The 19,721-nt window shown below is 53.6% G+C and carries 18 protein-coding genes and 1 rRNA gene; 8 read left to right on the top strand and 11 right to left on the bottom strand.

Annotated elements, in window-relative coordinates:
- Both J4613_RS09340 and gmhB read right to left on the bottom strand, forming a co-directional pair.
- Positions 1-69 (bottom strand): 16S ribosomal RNA (locus tag J4613_RS09340); the annotation flags it as partial.
- 370 nt (positions 70-439) lie between these two features.
- Positions 440-1,006, bottom strand: a complete 567-nt coding sequence (gene gmhB, locus J4613_RS09335; RefSeq protein WP_001140158.1) for a D-glycero-beta-D-manno-heptose 1,7-bisphosphate 7-phosphatase — start codon at positions 1,004-1,006, stop codon at positions 440-442.
- A gap of 189 nt (positions 1,007-1,195) precedes the next feature.
- Here gmhB and metN point away from each other — a divergent pair, with 189 nt between their 5' ends.
- The 6 genes from metN to proS all read left to right on the top strand — a co-directional run bounded on the left by metN (position 1,196) and on the right by proS (position 6,783).
- Positions 1,196-2,227, top strand: a complete 1,032-nt coding sequence (gene metN / locus J4613_RS09330; RefSeq protein WP_111742449.1) for a methionine ABC transporter ATP-binding protein MetN — start codon at positions 1,196-1,198, stop codon at positions 2,225-2,227.
- A complete protein-coding gene (locus J4613_RS09325) occupies positions 2,220-2,873 on the top strand; it encodes a methionine ABC transporter permease MetI (RefSeq protein ID WP_001287486.1) in 654 nt (217 codons plus the stop codon). Before metN ends, J4613_RS09325 begins: the two co-directional genes overlap by 8 nt.
- Before the next feature lie 38 nt (positions 2,874-2,911).
- The gene (metQ, locus tag J4613_RS09320; RefSeq protein ID WP_000874215.1) at positions 2,912-3,727 is read left to right on the top strand and encodes a methionine ABC transporter substrate-binding lipoprotein MetQ; all 816 of its coding nucleotides are present in this window, start codon (positions 2,912-2,914) and stop codon (positions 3,725-3,727) included.
- A gap of 118 nt (positions 3,728-3,845) precedes the next feature.
- Positions 3,846-4,250 carry an Rcs stress response system protein RcsF gene (rcsF, locus tag J4613_RS09315; RefSeq protein ID WP_001202315.1) on the top strand — a complete coding sequence of 135 codons (405 nt, stop codon included), beginning with the start codon at positions 3,846-3,848 and terminating at the stop codon, positions 4,248-4,250.
- Entirely contained in the window at positions 4,247-4,954 is a 708-nt protein-coding gene (gene tsaA, locus J4613_RS09310; protein WP_000093986.1) for a tRNA (N6-threonylcarbamoyladenosine(37)-N6)-methyltransferase TrmO, read from the top strand. Before rcsF ends, tsaA begins: the two co-directional genes overlap by 4 nt.
- Before the next feature lie 110 nt (positions 4,955-5,064).
- On the top strand, positions 5,065-6,783 hold the full coding sequence (gene proS / locus J4613_RS09305) for a proline--tRNA ligase (protein WP_001260683.1): 1,719 nt from the start codon (positions 5,065-5,067) through the stop codon (positions 6,781-6,783).
- A gap of 73 nt (positions 6,784-6,856) precedes the next feature.
- Here proS and nlpE read toward each other — a convergent pair whose 3' ends face one another.
- From nlpE to J4613_RS09290, 3 genes are read right to left on the bottom strand one after another with little or no spacing between them, the layout of a single operon-like run.
- The gene (gene nlpE, locus J4613_RS09300; RefSeq protein ID WP_000252573.1) at positions 6,857-7,558 is read right to left on the bottom strand and encodes an envelope stress response activation lipoprotein NlpE; all 702 of its coding nucleotides are present in this window, start codon (positions 7,556-7,558) and stop codon (positions 6,857-6,859) included.
- 31 nt (positions 7,559-7,589) lie between these two features.
- Positions 7,590-8,012: an alternative ribosome rescue aminoacyl-tRNA hydrolase ArfB gene (arfB, locus tag J4613_RS09295; protein WP_000560527.1), complete on the bottom strand. Its 423-nt coding sequence runs from the start codon at positions 8,010-8,012 to the stop codon at positions 7,590-7,592.
- Entirely contained in the window at positions 8,009-8,554 is a 546-nt protein-coding gene (locus J4613_RS09290) for a YaeQ family protein (RefSeq protein ID WP_001185319.1), read from the bottom strand. The genes arfB and J4613_RS09290 overlap by 4 nt, the downstream gene beginning before the upstream one ends.
- A 197-nt stretch (positions 8,555-8,751) precedes the next feature.
- Here J4613_RS09290 and J4613_RS09285 point away from each other — a divergent pair, with 197 nt between their 5' ends.
- Together J4613_RS09285 and rof are read left to right on the top strand one after the other, a co-directional pair.
- A complete protein-coding gene (locus J4613_RS09285) occupies positions 8,752-8,952 on the top strand; it encodes a YaeP family protein (protein ID WP_001518678.1) in 201 nt (66 codons plus the stop codon).
- Positions 8,939-9,199 carry a Rho-binding antiterminator gene (gene rof, locus J4613_RS09280; protein ID WP_000062330.1) on the top strand — a complete coding sequence of 87 codons (261 nt, stop codon included), beginning with the start codon at positions 8,939-8,941 and terminating at the stop codon, positions 9,197-9,199. The genes J4613_RS09285 and rof overlap by 14 nt, the downstream gene beginning before the upstream one ends.
- Positions 9,200-9,282: 83 nt before the next feature.
- On the opposite strand, the gene tilS is transcribed toward rof, so the two are convergent.
- The 6 genes from tilS to dnaE form a co-directional block, all read right to left on the bottom strand.
- Positions 9,283-10,575 carry a tRNA lysidine(34) synthetase TilS gene (tilS, locus tag J4613_RS09275; RefSeq protein ID WP_000210058.1) on the bottom strand — a complete coding sequence of 431 codons (1,293 nt, stop codon included), beginning with the start codon at positions 10,573-10,575 and terminating at the stop codon, positions 9,283-9,285.
- A 63-nt stretch (positions 10,576-10,638) separates the two neighbouring features.
- Positions 10,639-11,028, bottom strand: coding sequence for a VOC family protein (locus J4613_RS09270; RefSeq protein ID WP_000901086.1), 390 nt, complete (start codon positions 11,026-11,028; stop codon positions 10,639-10,641).
- Between the two features lie 55 nt (positions 11,029-11,083).
- The gene (ldcC, locus tag J4613_RS09265) at positions 11,084-13,225 is read right to left on the bottom strand and encodes a lysine decarboxylase LdcC (RefSeq protein ID WP_001021052.1); all 2,142 of its coding nucleotides are present in this window, start codon (positions 13,223-13,225) and stop codon (positions 11,084-11,086) included.
- Between the two features lie 75 nt (positions 13,226-13,300).
- Positions 13,301-15,064 carry a chitinase gene (locus J4613_RS09260; RefSeq protein ID WP_000524168.1) on the bottom strand — a complete coding sequence of 588 codons (1,764 nt, stop codon included), beginning with the start codon at positions 15,062-15,064 and terminating at the stop codon, positions 13,301-13,303.
- Between the two features lie 179 nt (positions 15,065-15,243).
- Positions 15,244-16,203 carry an acetyl-CoA carboxylase carboxyl transferase subunit alpha gene (gene accA, locus J4613_RS09255; protein ID WP_000055753.1) on the bottom strand — a complete coding sequence of 320 codons (960 nt, stop codon included), beginning with the start codon at positions 16,201-16,203 and terminating at the stop codon, positions 15,244-15,246.
- A gap of 12 nt (positions 16,204-16,215) precedes the next feature.
- Complete coding sequence (gene dnaE, locus J4613_RS09250) at positions 16,216-19,698, bottom strand: DNA polymerase III subunit alpha (protein ID WP_111742450.1); 3,483 nt, start codon at positions 19,696-19,698, stop codon at positions 16,216-16,218.
- Positions 19,699-19,721: the final 23 nt, after the last annotated feature.

The following is a 19,721-nucleotide window of genomic DNA, read 5'->3' as shown; positions in this document are numbered from 1 at the left end:
CCGTTCGACTTGCATGTGTTAGGCCTGCCGCCAGCGTTCAATCTGAGCCATGATCAAACTCTTCAATTTAAAAGTTTGATGCTCAAAGAATTAAACTTCGTAATGAATTACGTGTTCACTCTTGAGACTTGGTATTCATTTTTCGTCCGAGGACGTTAAGAATCCGTATCTTCGAGTGCCCACACAGATTGTCTGATAAATTGTTAAAGAGCAGGTGCGACGCGGCTTTCAGCTCACCGTCGCGAGGTGGCGTATATTACGCTTTCCTCTTTCAGAGTCAACCCTGAATTTCAGGATTTTTCTCTTCAACCGACCGGCTGTTTGTGTGAAGTGATTCACATCCGCCGTGTCGATGGAGGCGCATTATAGGGAGTCGGTTCAGGAAGACAAGCGGAAAAATGCATTTTTGTTTTAACCGCTCATCTTTTATCCATAACGCTTATTTTTGCTGCTTTTTTATCGCTGATGGCAGGTCAGCAAGGCTGTTTAACACCCAGTCCGCCGCGTTTTCTGCTTCTGCCGTGACCGGTTTGCCCGTACGCACCAGCACTTTTGTCCCGACATTTGCCGCCGCTGCCGCCTGCATATCTTCCAGCTTGTCTCCCACCATATAAGAAGCCGCCATATCGATATGCAGGAAATCACGCGCCGAGATAAGCATTCCTGGATGCGGCTTGCGACAATCACATACCTGACGGAACTCTTCTATACTGCCCTGCGGATGGTGAGGACAATAATAGATGCCGTCCAAATCAACATCGCGATCCGCCAACGACCAGTCCATCCATTCGGTTAACGTTTCAAACTGCGCCTCAGTGAATTTGCCGCGCGCGATTCCGGACTGGTTCGTCACCACCACCAGCGCATAGCCCATTTTTTTTAGCTCGCGCATAGCGTCAATAACGCCGTCTATAAACTCAAATGCATCGATTTCATGTACGTAGCCGTGATCCACATTAATGGTGCCGTCACGGTCGAGAAAAATTGCGGGTACAGACTTTGCCACCTTTTATAGCTCCTGAGTAAAGCAAGTGGCGCTAGTATCGCATGTTTCAGCAGGCAAGAAAGTGCTCATCGTATAAAGCCTGATTGATTTAGACGTCTGGATGCCTTAACATCCATTCTGTTGACGGCGTTGACCGTATTAGGCAGACGAAAATGCCTCCGCTCATTTCATTACGATAATAAAGAATCAATGATTAAACTTTCGAATATTACCAAAGTGTTCCAGCAGGGGACGCACACCATTCAGGCGCTAAATAATGTCAGCCTGCACGTGCCTGCCGGGCAGATTTATGGCGTCATTGGCGCCTCCGGCGCCGGTAAAAGTACGCTTATCCGCTGCGTTAACTTACTTGAACGCCCAACCGAAGGTAGCGTTCAGGTCGGCGGTCAGGAGCTAACAACGCTTTCAGAGTCTGAGTTGACCAAAGCTCGCCGTCAAATCGGCATGATTTTCCAACATTTTAACCTGCTCTCTTCCCGTACCGTGTTTGGCAACGTCGCGTTGCCGCTGGAACTGGATAACACACCAAAGGAAGAGATCAAACGCCGTGTCACAGAGCTGCTGGATTTAGTCGGTCTTGGCGACAAGCACGACAGCTATCCGGCAAATCTTTCCGGCGGTCAGAAACAGCGTGTCGCGATTGCCCGCGCGTTAGCCAGTAATCCAAAAGTGTTGCTGTGCGATGAAGCCACCAGCGCGCTTGATCCCGCAACGACCCGTTCGATTCTGGAATTGCTGAAAGATATCAACCGTCGTTTGGGGTTGACGATTCTGCTTATCACTCATGAAATGGATGTCGTAAAACGTATCTGCGACTGCGTTGCCGTCATCAGTAATGGCGAGCTTATTGAGCAGGATACGGTCAGCGAAGTCTTCTCGCATCCTAAAACGCCGCTGGCGCAGAAGTTTATTCAGTCCACTCTGCATCTGGACATTCCGGAAGATTACCAGGCGCGTTTGAAAGCGTCGCCGGAAACTGACAGCGTGCCGATGCTGCGCATGGAATTCACCGGGCAGTCTGTGGATGCCCCGCTGCTTTCTGAAACCGCGCGTCGTTTCAACGTGAACAATAATATTATCAGCGCGCAGATGGATTACGCGGGCGGTGTGAAGTTCGGCATTATGCTAACGGAAATGCACGGCACACAAGAAGAGACGCAAGCCGCAATTGCCTGGCTGCAGGATCACCATGTGAAAGTAGAGGTACTGGGTTATGTCTGAGGCAATGATGTGGTTACTGGTTCGTGGCGTTTGGGAAACGTTGGCGATGACCTTTGTCTCCGGTTTCTTCGGTTTCGTGATTGGCCTGCCGGTTGGCGTATTGCTGTATGTTACGCGCCCGGGGCAGATTATGGAGAACGCCAGGCTGTATCGCTCCCTCTCTGCGGTGGTCAATATTTTCCGCTCGATTCCCTTTATCATCCTGCTGGTGTGGATGATTCCTTTTACCCGAATAATTGTCGGCACCTCCATTGGTTTGCAGGCCGCGATTGTACCGCTGACCGTCGGCGCCGCGCCTTTTATCGCCCGTATGGTGGAAAATGCGTTGTTAGAGATCCCTGCCGGGCTGATTGAAGCCTCGCGAGCGATGGGCGCCACGCCGCTGCAAATTGTACGTAAAATCCTTTTACCGGAAGCGCTGCCTGGTCTGGTGAATGCGGCAACCATTACACTGATCACCCTGGTCGGTTACTCCGCAATGGGCGGCGCCGTCGGCGCAGGCGGCCTCGGTCAAATCGGCTATCAGTACGGTTATATTGGATACAATGCTACCGTGATGAATACGGTGCTGGTATTACTTGTCGTTCTGGTTTATTTAATTCAGTTATCCGGCGATCGCATCGTCAGGGCTGTCACGCATAAGTAACGTTAAACACAACACAAATACTCATTAAGGAAATAAGCATGGCGTTCAAATTCAAAACCTTTGCGGCAGTGGGTGCTCTGATTGGTTCTCTGGCACTTGCGGGTTGCGGTCAGGATGAAAAAGATCCGAATCATATTAAAGTCGGCGTAATCGTTGGCGCAGAGCAGCAAGTTGCCGAAGTCGCGCAGAAAGTCGCGAAAGAAAAATACGGCCTGGACGTGGAATTGGTGACCTTTAATGATTATGTTCTGCCTAATGAAGCGCTAAGCAAAGGCGATATCGATGCCAATGCCTTCCAGCACAAACCGTATCTGGATCAGCAAATCAAAGATCGCGGTTACAAACTGGTTTCCGTTGGTAAGACTTTTGTCTATCCCATTGCAGGATATTCCAAAAAAATCAAATCTCTGGATGAGCTCAAGGACGGTTCCCAGGTCGCTGTGCCTAACGACCCGACCAACCTTGGTCGTTCCCTGCTGCTGCTGCAAAAAGTAGGGCTGATTAAACTGAAAGACGGCGTCGGTCTGCTTCCTACCTCGCTGGATATCGTGGAAAACCCGAAAAATCTGAAAATTGTTGAGCTGGAAGCGCCGCAGTTGCCGCGTTCGCTGGATGACGCGCAGATCGCGTTAGCGGTCATCAATACGACTTACGCCAGCCAGATTGGCCTGACGCCAGCGAAAGACGGTATCTTCGTTGAAGATAAAGATTCTCCGTACGTTAACCTGATCGTGACGCGTGAAGATAACAAAGACGCCGAGAATGTGAAAAAATTCGTTCAGGCTTACCAGTCTGATGAAGTGTACGAAGCCGCAAATAAAGTTTTTAATGGCGGCGCGGTGAAAGGCTGGTAAGTTTTAGGCTGATTCCACAATCTGTAATATTATTCAGGACGGGCTATTGCCCGTCTTGTCATTTATGCAAGCTCCTGATTCAATATCTGGCAATTAGAACATTCATTGAGGAAATATTATGCGTGCTTTACCGATCTGTTTATTGGCACTCATGCTGGGCGGTTGTTCCATGCTAAGCAGATCCCCTGTTGAACCCGTTCAAAGCACCGCAACCCCGCCAAAAGCGGAGCCGGAGAAACCTAAAGCGCCGCGTGCCGCTCCCGTCAGGATTTACACCAATGCTGAAGACTTAGTCGGCAAACCTTTCCGCGATCTTGGCGAAGTTAGCGGCGAATCCTGCCAGGCGACAAATCAAGACTCTCCGCCTAACATTCCAACTGCGCGCAAGCGTATGCAGATTAATGCCTCTAAAATGAAAGCCAACGCCGTCCTGCTGCACAGCTGTGAAATTACCAGCGGCACGCCAGGCTGCTACCGTCAGGCGGTTTGTATCGGGTCCGCCCTGAATATTTCGGCGAAATGAGCAGCTTTCAGTTTGAACAAATCGGCGTTATTCGCTCCCCCTATAAAGAAAAATTCGCCGTTCCGCGCCAGCCTGGTCTGGTCAAAAGCGCCTGCGGCGAACTGCATCTGATAGCGCCTTACAACCAGGCCGATGCCGTTCGCGGCCTGGAGGCGTTCAGCCATTTGTGGGTACTTTTCGTTTTTCATCAGACGATGGACGGCGGCTGGCGGCCAACAGTTCGTCCGCCCCGTCTTGGCGGTAACGCCAGAATGGGCGTTTTTGCCACGCGCTCCACGTTCCGCCCCAATCCGATTGGCATGTCGCTCGTTGCGCTAAAAGGTATCGAGTGCCGGAAAGAGAGCGTAATTCTGAAATTAGGCAGTCTGGATCTGGTGGATGGCACGCCGGTCGTGGATATTAAACCGTATTTACCGTTTGCCGAGGCCTTACCGGACGCCGCCGCCAGCTATGCGCAACAGGCGCCGATAGCTGAAATGCCCGTGAGTTTTACCGCTGAGGTGGCTCAACAGCTTACGACGCTGGAAAGGCGTTATCCGCAGCTACGGACATTTATTTGCGATGTGCTGGCGCAAGATCCTCGCCCGGCTTATCGTAAGGGTGAAGAGACGGGCAAAACCTATGCCGTCTGGCTGCATGATTTTAACGTGCGCTGGCGTGTGGTTAACTCGGGATTTGAAGTGTTTGCGCTGGAACCACGGTAATTTCACGCCCTTCTCTTTTGACATCTCTTGCACGCTGGTAAACTAAATCACTTTTTTTGTATCAGGCTCACATTGAGCCTGTTCGATCGTTCAACTGGAACCGTAACAACATGCGTACTAGCCAATACCTGCTCTCCACTCTGAAGGAGACACCTGCCGACGCCGAGGTTATCAGCCACCAGCTGATGCTGCGCGCCGGGATGATCCGCAAGCTCGCCTCCGGGTTATATACCTGGCTGCCGACCGGCCTGCGCGTCCTGAAAAAAGTCGAAAACATCGTGCGTGAAGAGATGAACAACGCCGGTGCTATCGAGGTGTCGATGCCAGTCGTTCAGCCAGCCGACCTGTGGCAAGAGAGTGGTCGTTGGGAACAGTACGGTCCGGAACTGCTGCGTTTTGTCGACCGTGGCGAGCGTCCGTTCGTACTCGGCCCGACCCACGAAGAAGTTATCACCGATCTGGTGCGTAATGAACTCAGCTCTTATAAGCAGTTGCCGCTGAACTTCTTCCAAATCCAGACCAAATTCCGTGATGAAGTGCGTCCGCGCTTTGGCGTGATGCGTTCGCGCGAATTCCTGATGAAAGATGCTTACTCTTTCCACACCTCTCAGGAGTCGTTGCAGGAAACCTATGACGCCATGTACGCCGCGTATAGCCGTATCTTCAGCCGTATGGGGCTGGATTTCCGCGCGGTACAGGCCGATACCGGTTCTATCGGCGGCAACGCCTCGCATGAATTCCAGGTGCTGGCGCAAAGCGGCGAAGACGATATCGTTTTCTCTGATGTTTCTGATTACGCGGCTAACATTGAACTGGCAGAAGCTATCGCGCCGCAAACGCCGCGCGCAGCGGCGACGCAGGAAATGACTCTGGTCGATACGCCAAATGCCAAAACCATCGCGGAGCTGGTGGAACAATTCAACCTGCCAATTGAAAAAACGGTAAAAACGCTGCTGGTGAAAGCGGTGAAAGACAGCAAGTCTCCGCTGGTGGCTCTGCTGGTTCGCGGCGATCATGAACTGAATGAAGTTAAAGCGGAAAAACTGCCGCACGTTGCCAGCCCGCTGACCTTCGCTACCGAAGAAGAGATTCGCGCCGTGATTAATGCCGGCCCTGGCTCCCTCGGCCCGGTCAATATGCCGATTCCGGTCATCATCGATCGCACCGTTGCCGCCATGAGCGATTTTGCCGCTGGCGCCAACATCGACGGTAAACACTACTTTGGTATTAACTGGGATCGCGATGTGGCGACGCCTGTTGTTGCCGACATCCGTAACGTAGTCGCCGGCGATCCGAGTCCGGATGGTCAGGGAACGTTGCTTATCAAACGCGGTATCGAAGTGGGTCACATCTTCCAGTTAGGTACCAAGTACTCAGAAGCGCTGAAAGCCTCCGTTCAGGGTGAAGATGGCCGTAACCAGATCCTGACAATGGGCTGCTACGGTATCGGCGTAACACGTGTCGTTGCCGCTGCTATCGAGCAGAACTTTGACGAGCGCGGCATTGTATGGCCTGACGCCATTGCGCCTTTCCAGGTCGCTATTCTGCCGATGAATATGCACAAATCCTTCCGTGTGCAGGAGCTGGCGGAAAAGCTGTACAGCGAATTGCGCGCGCAGGGCATTGAAGTGCTGATGGACGACCGTAAAGAGCGCCCGGGCGTGATGTTTGCCGATATGGAGCTGATTGGTATTCCACATACTATCGTGATTGGCGATCGCAACCTGGATAACGACGATATTGAGTATAAATACCGTCGTAGCGGTGAAAAATCGCTGATTAAAACCGGCGATATCGTTGATTATCTGGTCAAGGCGATTAAAGGCTAAACGACATTTTGTTGGGGTTGCCCGGCGCCATCCGGCAGATATGTAAAGGCCTCGCACCCTGCGAGGCCTTTTATTAGTGAGTGCAATCTTTACCCGGCGCAAACTTCGCATTTTTATCGGCTATTAGCGTTTTTACCGGCTCGCCCGTGTCCGGGTTCGCGGCAAACACAAAATGCCCTTCTACCGTCAGCAGCACCGGTTTTTCCGCTTCACCTTTCGCCGCCAGATAGCCGCGCTCAAGCTGGGCGTTACTGGCGACCGGCAGCCGTTTTCCGGTCGCGCAATCGGTAAAGGTCGCCGCATCGGCCCTGTATACATACATACCACGCAGCGGCATTGGCGTTACCGGCAGGCTGGCGGTAACAGGCACCAGCGTATAATTAAGCTGCGAAGCCACCGGATTGCCTTCTCTGTCGAGCATCTCCAGCGCATTGCCCTTCGCGCGATAATACGATTTCTCGCCATTGCTGTCGGTTAACACCAGTTTATCCGCCGTCCGCGCCCAGGTACCGTATGACGCAAAAGAGGAAGGTTCTTCGCGCACGCCCTGATAGCGCTCGTTCATCACCCATGTGCCGTCTTTTTCCAGAAATAGTGACGTTTCAATACCTTCACAATCCGCACAGGGCAGCACGCCGCGCCAGCTTTGCTGCATGGGTTTTAATTCCGCCGCCTGCGCAGGTTGCAGGGCGTCAACTTCCGCACGGTTATTACACCCTATCAATGCAAATAGCGTACAGGCTGCCGCTACTGACAATATTGCTGTTCTCACCATAAAATCCTTATGAAATTGCTATTCCTGCCCGTCAATCCAGTGGACGACGAACTTTGCCGCGAAGCGCCTTTACAGAAGATTTTTGCGCCTTTGAGGACAAACGGCGCTCTTTCGAGGCACGCGTCGGACGGGTTGCGCGACGGCTTTTCTGCTCCGCGGTTAATTCTTTTATGACGGCAACCAGCCTGGCGATAGCCGCTTCCCGGTTGAGCTCCTGGCTCCGGAACTCCTGCGCCTTAATGATAATGACGCCATCATCGCTTATCAGATGGTGGCTGGCCGTCAGCAAACGCTGTTTATAATACTCTGGCAGGCCAGAGGCCCGAATGTCAAAGCGCAAATGAATTGCGCTAGAGGTCTTATTTACGTGCTGACCACCCGCGCCCTGCGCGCGAATGGCCGTAATTTCCAGCTCATTATCGGCTATGGAGACCGTCCGGGAGATGGCAATCATGAGGGCTGTTGCCAGGCGGTTAGCTGTATTTCCAGATTATTCCGAGCATCAGAAAGCCAGATTGCGCCGTCCTGAATCGTCGCCTGTAGCGTCATGGTACGATCGGCAAATTCACTGAGCTGCGCCAGTTGCCCGTCATCCAGATACCAGACGGACAGGTTAGCGAACTGCGCGCACTTGCTTTGATGCTGCTGCCACCAGATTTGCGCCGCCCGGGAGTTATAAGCAAAGAGCGCGACGTCGCTCGCCTGAGTACAGGCTTTCTTAATACGGCGCTCATCCGGCAGCCCCAGCTCTATCCAGAGATCGATGCCCAGATGATCGTTGCGCAGCCAGGCCTCCGGCTCATCTTCCGCGCTGAGCCCGCGTGTAAACTGCAACCGCTCATCAGCATATTTTATCCATGCCAACAGGCGCAGCATCATGCGCTCCTGCGTTTCAGAAGGGTGACGCGCCAGCGTCAATGCCGCATCCAGAAATCGGTTGCGATCAAGGTCAGCCACATTGACGACGGCTTTATAAATTGTCGCTTTAAGCGCCATGAGAAAACTCCTTTCGAATCAGGCGCCCATTGTAGCGAAAACCGCGCTAAAAGGCTGTTAACGAATCTTTTACCCACTCGCGTCAGGCGCTGATATTGCGCAAATGAGTATGGTATAGTCACCTTGCTAAACAAGATTTAACTTCGTAGGCTTAGACTTGCATCCACGGTTAAGTCAGAATGCTGACAGGAGGGCATGTGGAAAAATATTGTGAGTTAGTACGCAAGCGGTATGCGGAAATCGCCAGCGGAGACTTAGGGTATGTCCCGGATGCGCTGGGTTGTGTATTGAAAGTGCTTAATGAAGTGGCGGCAGATAGCGCCCTTTCAGAGTCGGTCAGGGAAAAGGCAGCTTATGCTGCCGCGAACTTACTGGTGAGCGATTATGTCAATGAATGAAACGTATCAACCCATTAATTGCGATGACTACGATAGTCTTGAGCTTGCCTGCATGCATCATTTAATACTGACGCTAACGTTAAAAGATGGCGAGGTTTTGCAGGCAAAAGCGAACGATTTGATCTTACGTAAAAACGTAGAATATCTGCTTGCCGAGGTTTCCGGCGAGTCTTGTGAGCTTCGTCTCGATAAAATCGCCAGTTTCAGCCACCCGGAAATTGGTACCGTGGTAGTTAGCGAATCCTGAGTATTTTGTTGCCGGATGGTGGTGCAAGCACCTTATCCGGCCTACGTTCCATGCGATACGTAGGCCTGATAAGCGCAGCGCCATCAGGCATGCCAAACCAGACTCACCCCTTCTTTATCTTCTGCTGCTCCCTCACGCGTCACAAAAACACCCGCAGCCGCAATCAGCGTTTCGCCGTAAAACAACAGCGGCGTGGTGTCTCGTCGCCAGGGCGGGATCCCCTGCTCCTGCCAGATTTTCTTTAATTTACGTCCGCCGTTACGCCCGACAATATGTAGTACGCCTGGCGCTTTAAAACGAATGCTGACGGATTCTTCCTCTCGCGGTCGGCGCAGTTCGCCGCCAGGAACGAGCTGTACCGTCCCTAAGCCGGCAGGCAGCGCCAGCGGTGTTTGCCAGACGGGCCAGGCAACCGTCGTTTCGTGTTGTCCGGCCACGGATTTAATCCACCACAGTTGCGACTGATAACGGCGAATCTCGCGATCGCCAAAACGTAAACAGGGAGAGGCATCGTCGCGCGCCAGCGCCACCTCCTGCCAGATACGTTCCAGCGCGTCGCGAGAGGGCATCGGCGCATTACGCATCGCCAGCCAGCGACGCAAAATCGCCGCCCGCCGTACATCGCTCATCGACATTAATGGAGAGAGCCGCAATGTTCCCTCCGCCGTGATACAGTCAGTAAGATCGCTGGCCAGAAGCTCGTCCAGCAGCCTTTCTTGCTCGGCGCAGAGCGTCGCACTACGGGCTACCGCCGCAGGAAAATGCGGCCAGCGCTGCTGTAAGAGCGGAAGCGCGCGCAGGCGTAAAAAATTGCGATCGTAGGCGTCATCCTGATTGCTTTCATCTTCAATCCAGCATAAGCCATGACGCACAGCCCACTGTTCCAGCGTCTTCCGCGTTTCTCTCAACAGCGGGCGAAGAAGCAGAGTTCCGGCAAAAGGCGAGCGTTCTCCCATCGCGGAAAGTCCGGCCGGACCGCTGCCGCGCTTTAACGCCAGCAGAAACGTTTCACACTGATCGTCAAGGTGCTGCGCGGTTGCCAGCACTTCGCCAGGCAATAGCGTCTGTGCGAACGCCCGGTAGCGCGCTTCACGCGCATGGGCCTCGATACCCAGGCCATTATCCGCCAGCGTCACCCGCTCCACTACCAGCGGAACCTGCCAGCGTTCGCATACGGTTTCGCAATGCCGCACCCAGCTATCAGCATGAGGGCTTAAACCGTGATGAATATGGATAGCACGCAGCGTGACGTCAGGATGGCGTTCTCGCCACAACACCAGTTGATGCAACAGCACCGTAGAATCCAGGCCGCCGCTAAAGGCAGCCAGAATACGGCGAGAAGAGAGTAACGAGGTATTCAACGTGAGAGTGGTCATGATCCATGCTTATAGTGACTTAGCCCGGCTAACGTTACCTGGCGAGCGTCTTAATGACAAGCCTTACTGCTCATACAGCTCAAGCGGTAAACCGTCCGGATCGTTGAAAAAAGTAAAGCGCTTCCCGGTATACGGATCGATGCGTATCGGTTCGCACTTAACCTGATGCTTTTCCAGATGCGCAACGGCGTTTTCCACATTTTCCACGCTGAAAGCCAGATGGCGCAGGCCACAGGCTTCAGGTCGGCTTGGACGCGCCGGAGGGAAGGGAAAAGAGAAAAGCTCAATCACATACTGCCCGTTTAGCGCCAAATCGCCCTTCCACGAGTCACGCTCTTCCCGCCAGGCTTCGCTTAGCAGATCGAACCCCAGAATATCGCAGTAAAACGCCTTGCTCACCGCATAGTCTGTCGCAATGATCGCGATGTGATGAACCTGTTTTAATCCCAGCATAGCGTCTCCTTTATTGATTATCAGTACGTTACTCGTCACATTCCCGTCAGGCAAGCTAACAGGCGTGTTTTAAGACTCGTACCTGGTACACCCCGTCTTCATTCCGTTTCGCGCCGTGAATATCCGTTTCAAAACCGGGATAATGCTGGCCAATCGAGCAGAGCATCAGCAGAAAATCGAGCACGGCCCGACTCTGTTGCGTGATCCTCTCGCCGGGCATCAACAGCGGAACGCCTGGCGGATAAGGCAGGATCATATTCGCGGAAACGCGCCCTGGCAGTTGATCGAGCGCCACGGTTTCCACCTCGCCTTTGATCTGACGCTGCCAGGCCTGGTGCGGGGTCATAATCATCTCCGGTAAAACCTCGAACGCCCGCAGCATCAGCCCCGGAAGATCGTGCTGGCGGATCAGTTTATGGATCCCCTGCGCCAGATCCTGAATGCGCATATTGCGATAAAAATCCGGATCTTCCGCATACAGATCCGGCAACATATTTTTGACGCGCAGGTTAAGATCGTAGGCGCGTTTAAATTCCGTCAGTCCGCGCAGCAGCCCCATCGCACGGGTCTTATCAATCCCTATGCTGAACAAAAACAGCAGATTATACGGCCCGGTTTTTTCCACCACTACGCCTCGCTCATCGAGGAACTTCGCCACCAGCGCGGCGGGTATCCCCTCTTCGCTCATGTTGCCCTGTTCATCCATCCCCGGCGTCAGGATTGTCACCTTAACCGGATCGAGGAACATATGATCGTCATCGGCATCGGCGAAGCCATGCCAGGTTTCTCCCGGCGTGACCGGCCAGCATTCGGCCTCATCAACCTCTTCCGGCTGCCAGATATCAAAGAACCAGCTATCGGACTCTTCACGTAGCCGCTGTACCTCTTTACGAAAATGGAGCGCCCGCTCCACCGAACGATTAATCAATCTTTTCCCTGGATTGCCGCGCAGCATCGCCGCCGCGGTCTCGATAGAGGCGACAATGGGATAGCTCGGCGATGTGGAAGTGTGCATCATAAACGCTTCGTTAAACGTCTCTTCGTCATATTCCCCTTTGATATGAATAAGCGACGCCTGCGAAAAAGCCGCCAGCATTTTATGGGTGGATTGCGTTTCGAAAATCACTTTTCCGGGCACCCGATCGCCGCTCATCCCGCTTTTCCCCTGGTAGATCGGATGGAAATGGGTATAGGGTACCCAGGCGGAATCAAAATGGATCGAGGGAACGTCCAGCATCTGCTTGATCCAGTTAGTGTTATACAGCAGACCATCGTAAGTCGAATTGGTGATAACCGCATGCACCGGCCATTGCGCCTGAGGGGTCTCCTCTATCTTGCTTTCGATGCTTGCACGGGTAAATTCCCTTCGGGGAATACCGCCGAGAATGCCGAGCGCATTGCGCGTCGGCTTCAACCAGAGAGGCACCACATCGCTCATCATCAGCAAATGCGCCAGCGATTTATGACAATTACGATCAATAAGTAGCGTACTTCCCGCAGGCGCGGCATACATACCGACAATTTTATTCGAGGTCGACGTACCGTTCGTCACCATATAGCTCTGCTCGGCGCCAAAAGTACGGGCGATATACTCTTCCGCTTCCAGATGCGGCCCGGTGTGATCCAGCAGCGATCCCAGTTCAGTCACCGAAATCGACACATCAGCTTTTAAGGTATTGCCGCCAAAAAAGTCATAAAACAGGCAGCCTGGCGGGCTTTTCTGATACGCCGTTCCCGCCATATGACCCGGCGTACAAAAGGTATATTTTCCTTCTTTAGCGTAGGTAAACAGCGCTTTGGTAAACGGCGGCGTAATATTATCGAGATATTCGTTTGTATATTGATGAATGCGCGTCGCGATATCTTCAGCCAGCCCCAATGCATACTCAAAAAACCACAGCGCCATGCGCATATCGTGAACGCTAACGTCCAGCGTGGAGTTGGTATTGATAAAGGCGTAGAGAGGAAGGTATTCATTTAGCTGGTTGATTTCGCTACAAAGGTCGAGACTGTATTCATCCCAGTCAAAAATAACGCCGCAGATGCGCGGGTTATGTTCAATAAACTTCAACAAGTCAACGCTATTTTGCGGCCAGATAATTTGAAATCCCAGGGATTGTAATGCACGCTCAAGCTCCTTGATGGGTTCATCTTTATAGTAAACCCCGTGCGGCCCCATAATGGCGATGATGTTCATGCTTTCTCCTGAAAAAACCTGAGATAAGCATAGTAACAATCCTGCCGATGCAAAGCACCGACAGGATTTATCTTATTACAATGCGTTCCATGCATCGGCCCAGGCAATCCCTACACCGGGCTCATAGTAGGCAGGCGCAACATTACACCATGAGCCTTCCGGGAACGGTTTGCACTGGTACAATGCGCCATTACTGTTAACGATGTCGCCCGGATTCCATTTCTGGCTGCTGCTCCAGGCAGGATAGCTGGTGGTCTTATCTTCGTCATCCGCAGCGGCGGCCTTCGCTTTCACATTCAGCGTATAAACCGCTGTACTGGAGAGCGTACCGTCGCTAACGGTCAGATTCACCACATACTGGGTGTTCTGAGTGACATCCGGCGCGTTGAAAATCACAACGGCTTTATCCTGGCCGCTCAGCGTTTTGCCATCCTGCGACATCCAGGTATAGGTGAGCTTGTCGCCATTCGCGTCGGTCGATCCTTCCGCGCTGAGTGAAACCGGGCTACCGGCTTCCACCGCCCCGACCGGCCCGGCAATGCGCGCGACTGGCGCCACGTTTTCATCCGTCACTGGCGCCGGAGTTGGCGTGACATCCGGTTCAGTGGTTCCGTTATCATCGACGACATTAACGTTGAAATAATGCTGTACACATTTCGTGTAGTCGCCCTCTTTAAAGGCGGTATACGGCGTCTGATATCCCACTAACTGGCAGGAATAGGTTTTACCGTCCGCAGTATCGGCGCTCCAGCCCCAGTCTTGTTCCCAATAGATCGGTAACGCGCCAGCGCCGCCTTCATCGAACTGCTTCATCTTTTTACAGCCCAACACTTCGTCAGCCGGCACCGGCACTTTCAGGTAGTTGGCAAACTCTTTGTAGTAGGCGATGCGGTTAAGCGACTGCGCATTCTCATCTGCGCCGCCGCACTCCACGCCACCATTGATGATCTGAATAGTGACGCCGAAACCTGATACCAGGCCGTTTGCTTTATCGCGATCGTTTGGCTGCCAGGTACCGTCAATCACATGTAGCATAGACGGCTTCGGCGGCTGCGGATACACAAAGAAGAAGACGGCGCTCGCCAGGTTCATCCAGGTATCCGCCACCAGCTCGGGTTTATCCAGCAGAGGGCGAACGTCGCCATACATCGCGTCAGAGAAAGGCCCATAGTTGTAGTTATAAGAAAGCTGTTTTGCCCCGCGACCAAAATAGCTGAGGAAATCGCCGTCCTTATCTTTACCGCACGGCCAAGTCTGGCCCTGCCATACATCCGGGTTACATTCGCCGTTGTAGCCGCCTTTCTGCCCTTCAGTCCAGCCGACTTCGCGCAGATAGACCAGCGCCTGACGCCATTCCGGAATGTCACGCCAGCTTTCGTGACCGCCCGTCTCCTGGGCAAAATGCGCAAACATAGTAGCCAGGGTTTTACGGCAGATAGCGTCGCTATCGCGTCCATCGGTGTAGGTACCACAAACCGCCGGGAATTTACCTATCGCTTTCAGGAAGTTAGAGTAAGTGTATTCCGGCGCGCGCATCGGGAACAGATAATCCCAGTCGGCCTCTTTCAGAATACTTTCAACGCGTTTTACGTTTGCCGGGTTAGCGGCGCGCCCCGGTTCGATTTGTTCGACCGCGCTGTTATCCAACGTCTGGATAGAGGATTTCACGGCCTCCATTAACGGAAAATCCGTTAGCGCTTTCTCTTTCGCCGCCAGATCGCTGGCGTTAATGGTCATTGGCTCACTACTGCTAAGCAGCGGCGCGGCCTGCGCACCGGATAAGCTCAACATGATCCCTGCCGCTACGGCGCTGAGCGCCAGTGTTTTTTGCAATCCCATAATTTTCTCCTTGAAGGGTAGTTCACTGCCTGCCCTGGCCACACGCCTGGCAGTTGATACAGTGTCAGGGAGAACATGCCGTTGCGTTTAATCACATCAACTCATCGGCGTCTCATTTTTCCTCGTCCAAAAAAAAGAGGCCGGATTATCCGGCCTCCTGGGAAAAATGAGGTAAATGATTAGGCGTAACCGTAGCTCATCAAACGCTGGTAACGACGGTTTTTTAAATCATCGGTGCTTAACACATCGAGATCGGCTAAATCTTCCAGCAGCTGCGCTTTTAGCGATGCCGCCATCGCTTCCGGATTACGGTGCGCGCCGCCCAGCGGCTCCGGAATGATGGAATCAATTAGCTTCAGCTCTTTCAGCCGCGGCGCGATGATGCCCATCGCTTCAGCAGCCAATGGCGCTTTGTCGGCGCTCTTCCACAAAATAGAGGCGCAACCTTCCGGGGAGATAACGGAATAGGTGCTGTATTGCAGCATATTCACTTTATCACCCACGCCAATCGCCAATGCGCCGCCGGAGCCGCCTTCGCCAATCACGGTGCAGATGACCGGTACGTTCAGACGAGACATCTCACGCAGGTTGCGGGCGATGGCTTCAGACTGACCACGCTCTTCCGCGCCCACGCCAGGGTAAGCGCCCGGGGTGTCGATGAAGGTGATAATCGGCATGTTGAAGCGTTCAGCCATTTCCATCAGGCGCAGCGCTTTGCGGTAGCCTTCCGGCGCTGGCATGCCAAAGTTACGACGAATTTTTTCTTTGGTTTCACGACCTTTCTGATGACCAATGATCATCACCGGTCGCCCTTCCAGACGCGCGATACCGCCGACGATGGCTTTGTCATCAGCATAGGCGCGATCGCCCGCCAGCTCATCAAACTCATCAAACGCCAGACGGACATAATCCAGGGTGTACGGACGCTGCGGATGGCGCGCCAGTTGGGCTACCTGCCATGCGCCGAGATCGGCGAAGATTTTGCGCGTCAGTTCTACGCTTTTTTCGCGCAGGCGATGGACTTCTTCATCGATATTAATATCCAGTTTCTCATCCTGGCGGCTTACCGCAGTCAGAGAATCGATTTTCGCTTCCAGCTCTGCTATCGGCTGTTCAAAATCAAGGAAATTCAGACTCATAGTATTCCTGTATTAGTCAAACTCCAGTTCCACCTGCTCCGAACCAATGAGGCCACGCAGATCGTTAAGTAAACGATCGCTCGGAGAGACACGCCACGTTGCGCCAAAACGCAGCCGCGCACGCGCATCCGCCCTCTGATAGTAGAGATGTACTGGAATGGTCCCCGAGCGGTGGGGTTCCAGAGACTGACGGAGTCGGTTTAAAAGCTGGTCATCAATTTGCCTGTCCGTCAGCGAGATAGCAAGCCCGCGAGCGTATTTTTCGCGAGCTTCGTCAATATCCATCACTTCGCGGGCGGTCATTTTAAGCCCCCCGCTGAAGTCATCAAAGCTGACCTGTCCGCTGACGATAAGTATGCGGTCTTTTTCCAGCAACTGCTGGTATTTATCCAGCGCGTCGGTAAATAACATCACTTCCAGACGCCCGGAACGGTCATCCAGCGTACAGATGCCGATACGATTGCCGCGCTTGGTGACCATAACCCTTGCGGCAATCACGAGCCCCGCAGCCGTGGTGACTTTACCACGTTCTGTCGGATGCATGTCTTTGAGCCTTACCCCGCCGACATAACGCTCAATTTCTTTTAAATACTGATTGATAGGGTGGCCCGTCAGGTACAGCCCCAACGTTTCACGTTCCCCATCTAACACCACCTGCTCCGGCCACGGCTGGCAGCTGGCATAGGATTGTTCGATTTGCTCCGGCTCTTCCGCCAGTACGCCGAACATATCCGCCTGACCGATAGCTTCCGCTTTGGCGTGCTGGTCGGCGGCTTTCAGCGCATCGCCCAATGAGTTCATCAGCGCGGCGCGGTGCGGCCCCAGGCGGTCGAACGCCCCGGACATGATCAGCTTTTCCAGCACCCGGCGGTTGAGCTTTTTGGTGTCGGTCCGCGCGCACAGATCAAACAGTTCGCGGAAATAGCCGCCCTGATTACGCGCGTCGATGATCGCTTCGATCGGCCCTTCGCCGACGCCTTTGATCGCGCCGATGCCGTAGACGATCTCACCCTCATCGTTAACGTGGAAATGGTACAATCCGGAGTTAATATCCGGCGGCAGAATTTTCAGTCCCATCCGCCAGCACTCGTCCACCAGGCCGACGACCTTCTCGGTGTTGTCCATATCGGCGGTCATTACCGCCGCCATAAATTCAGCCGGATAGTGCGCCTTTAGCCATAGCGTCTGGTAAGAAACCAGCGCATAAGCGGCGGAGTGCGATTTGTTAAACCCGTAACCGGCGAATTTCTCCACCAGGTCAAAGATTTTCATCGCCAGTTCGCCGTCGATACCGTTCTTTTTCGCGCCCTCTTCAAAAACGGAACGCTGTTTGGCCATCTCCTCCGGCTTTTTCTTACCCATCGCACGACGCAGCATATCCGCGCCGCCGAGAGTATACCCGGAAAGTACCTGGGCAATCTGCATCACCTGTTCCTGATACAGAATGATGCCGTAGGTCGGCTCCAGTACCGGCTTCAGGCTTTCATGCTGCCACTGAACGTCCGGGTAAGAGAGTTCTTCACGACCGTGCTTACGGTCGATAAAGTTATCTACCATCCCTGACTGCAACGGGCCGGGACGGAACAGGGCCACCAGCGCGATCATATCTTCAAAGCAGTCAGGTTGCAGACGCTTGATCAGGTCTTTCATACCGCGCGATTCAAGCTGGAAGACCGCCGTGGTTTCCGAGCGTTGCAGCATGTCGAAGCTTTTTTTATCGTCCAGCGGAATGGCGGCGATATCCAGCGGTGGCTCGCCATTCTTCGCCCGCCGCTTGTTGATCATCTCCAGCGCCCAGTTGATGATAGTCAGCGTACGCAAACCGAGGAAGTCGAACTTCACCAGCCCGGCATATTCCACGTCGCTTTTATCAAACTGGGTAACCGGATGCTTGCCCTCTTCATCGCAGTACAGCGGCGCAAAGTCGGTAATTTTGGTCGGCGCGATGACCACGCCGCCAGCGTGCTTACCGGCGTTACGCGTGACGCCTTCGAGCTTACGCGCCATATCGATCAGCGCTTTGACCTCTTCGTCCGCCTCGTAAATTTCCGGCAGTTGCGGTTCCGCTTCAAAGGCTTTTGCCAGCGTCATTCCCGGATCGGGCGGCACCAGCTTCGAGATACGATCGACAAAACCGTACGGATGCCCCAGCACGCGGCCCACATCGCGGATAACGGCTTTCGCCGCCATCGTACCGAAGGTGATAATTTGCGATACCGCATCACGCCCGTACATGTCTGCGACGTGCTCAATCACCTGGTCGCGTTTCTCCATACAGAAGTCAACGTCGAAGTCAGGCATCGAGACACGTTCCGGGTTCAGGAAACGTTCGAACAGCAGGTCAAATTCCAGCGGATCAAGGTCGGTAATTTTCAGCGCGTAGGCCACCAGCGAACCAGCCCCGGAACCACGTCCCGGCCCTACCGGCACGCCGTTATCTTTTGACCACTGGATAAACTCCATCACGATGAGGAAGTAGCCAGGGAACCCCATCTGGTTGATAACCTGTAGTTCAATATCCAGACGCTCGTCATATTCCGGGCGACGCTTTTTGCGCTCTTCTTCGTCCGGAAACAGGAAAGCCAGACGCTCTTCCAGCCCCTCTTTCGCTTTTTTGACCAGATAATCTTCGGTGGTCATATCGCCGGTCGGGAACTGCGGCAGGAAATATTCACCCAGACGCACCGTTACGTTGCAGCGTTTGGCAATCTCCACCGTATTTTCCAGCGCTTCCGGAATATCGGCGAACAGCTCGCACATCTCATCGATGCTGCGCATATATTGCTGCGGCGAGTAATTGCGTGGACGCTTAGGATCGTCAAGCGTGAAACCGTCGTGGATCGCGACACGAATTTCATGGGCGTCAAAATCATCGCTTTCAAGAAAACGGACATCGTTTGTCGCGACAACCGGCAAACCACGTGCCTCAGCCAGCTCAACCGCAGCATGGAGATAGGTCTCTTCATCCTGTCTGCCGGTACGGATCAATTCCAGGAAGTAGCGATCGGGAAAATGCGCTTCATAGAAAGCAACGCACTCCTCCACCAGCGCCTGGTTGCCGCGTAGCAGACAGCGGCCTACGTCGCCCATGCGCCCGCCGGAAAGCAGGATCAAACCTTCTTTAAGCTCTACCAGCCAGTCGCGCTCGATAATCGGGCCTGCCGCGCCGTAGCCGCGCTGATACGCTTTCGAGATCAGCAACGTCAGGTTCTGGTATCCCGTATTATTCGCCGCCAGTACCGTCAGATGAGTCAGCTCATCTCCCAGCAGTTCGTTGTGAACGTTAAAGTCCGCCCCGACGATGGGTTTAATGCCCGCGCCATGACCCGCTCCGTAGAACTTCACCAGACCGCAGAGGTTGGTAAAATCGGTGATCGCCAGCGCAGGCATACCTAATGAGGCCGCCTTTTTCACCAGCGGCCCGGTCTTCGCCAGCCCATCGATCATAGAGTAGTCGCTGTGCACCCGCAGGTGAACGAAACGTGGTTCAGACATCTTCAGATTTCTCGATACAAGAA

It is taken from the genome of Salmonella sp. 32020114201800008SM (genome assembly GCF_017572025.1).
GTDB lineage: Bacteria > Pseudomonadota > Gammaproteobacteria > Enterobacterales > Enterobacteriaceae > Salmonella > Salmonella enterica.
The sequence above is the reverse complement of the archived record's forward strand: the minus strand, read 5'-3'. Positions and strand labels throughout refer to the sequence as shown.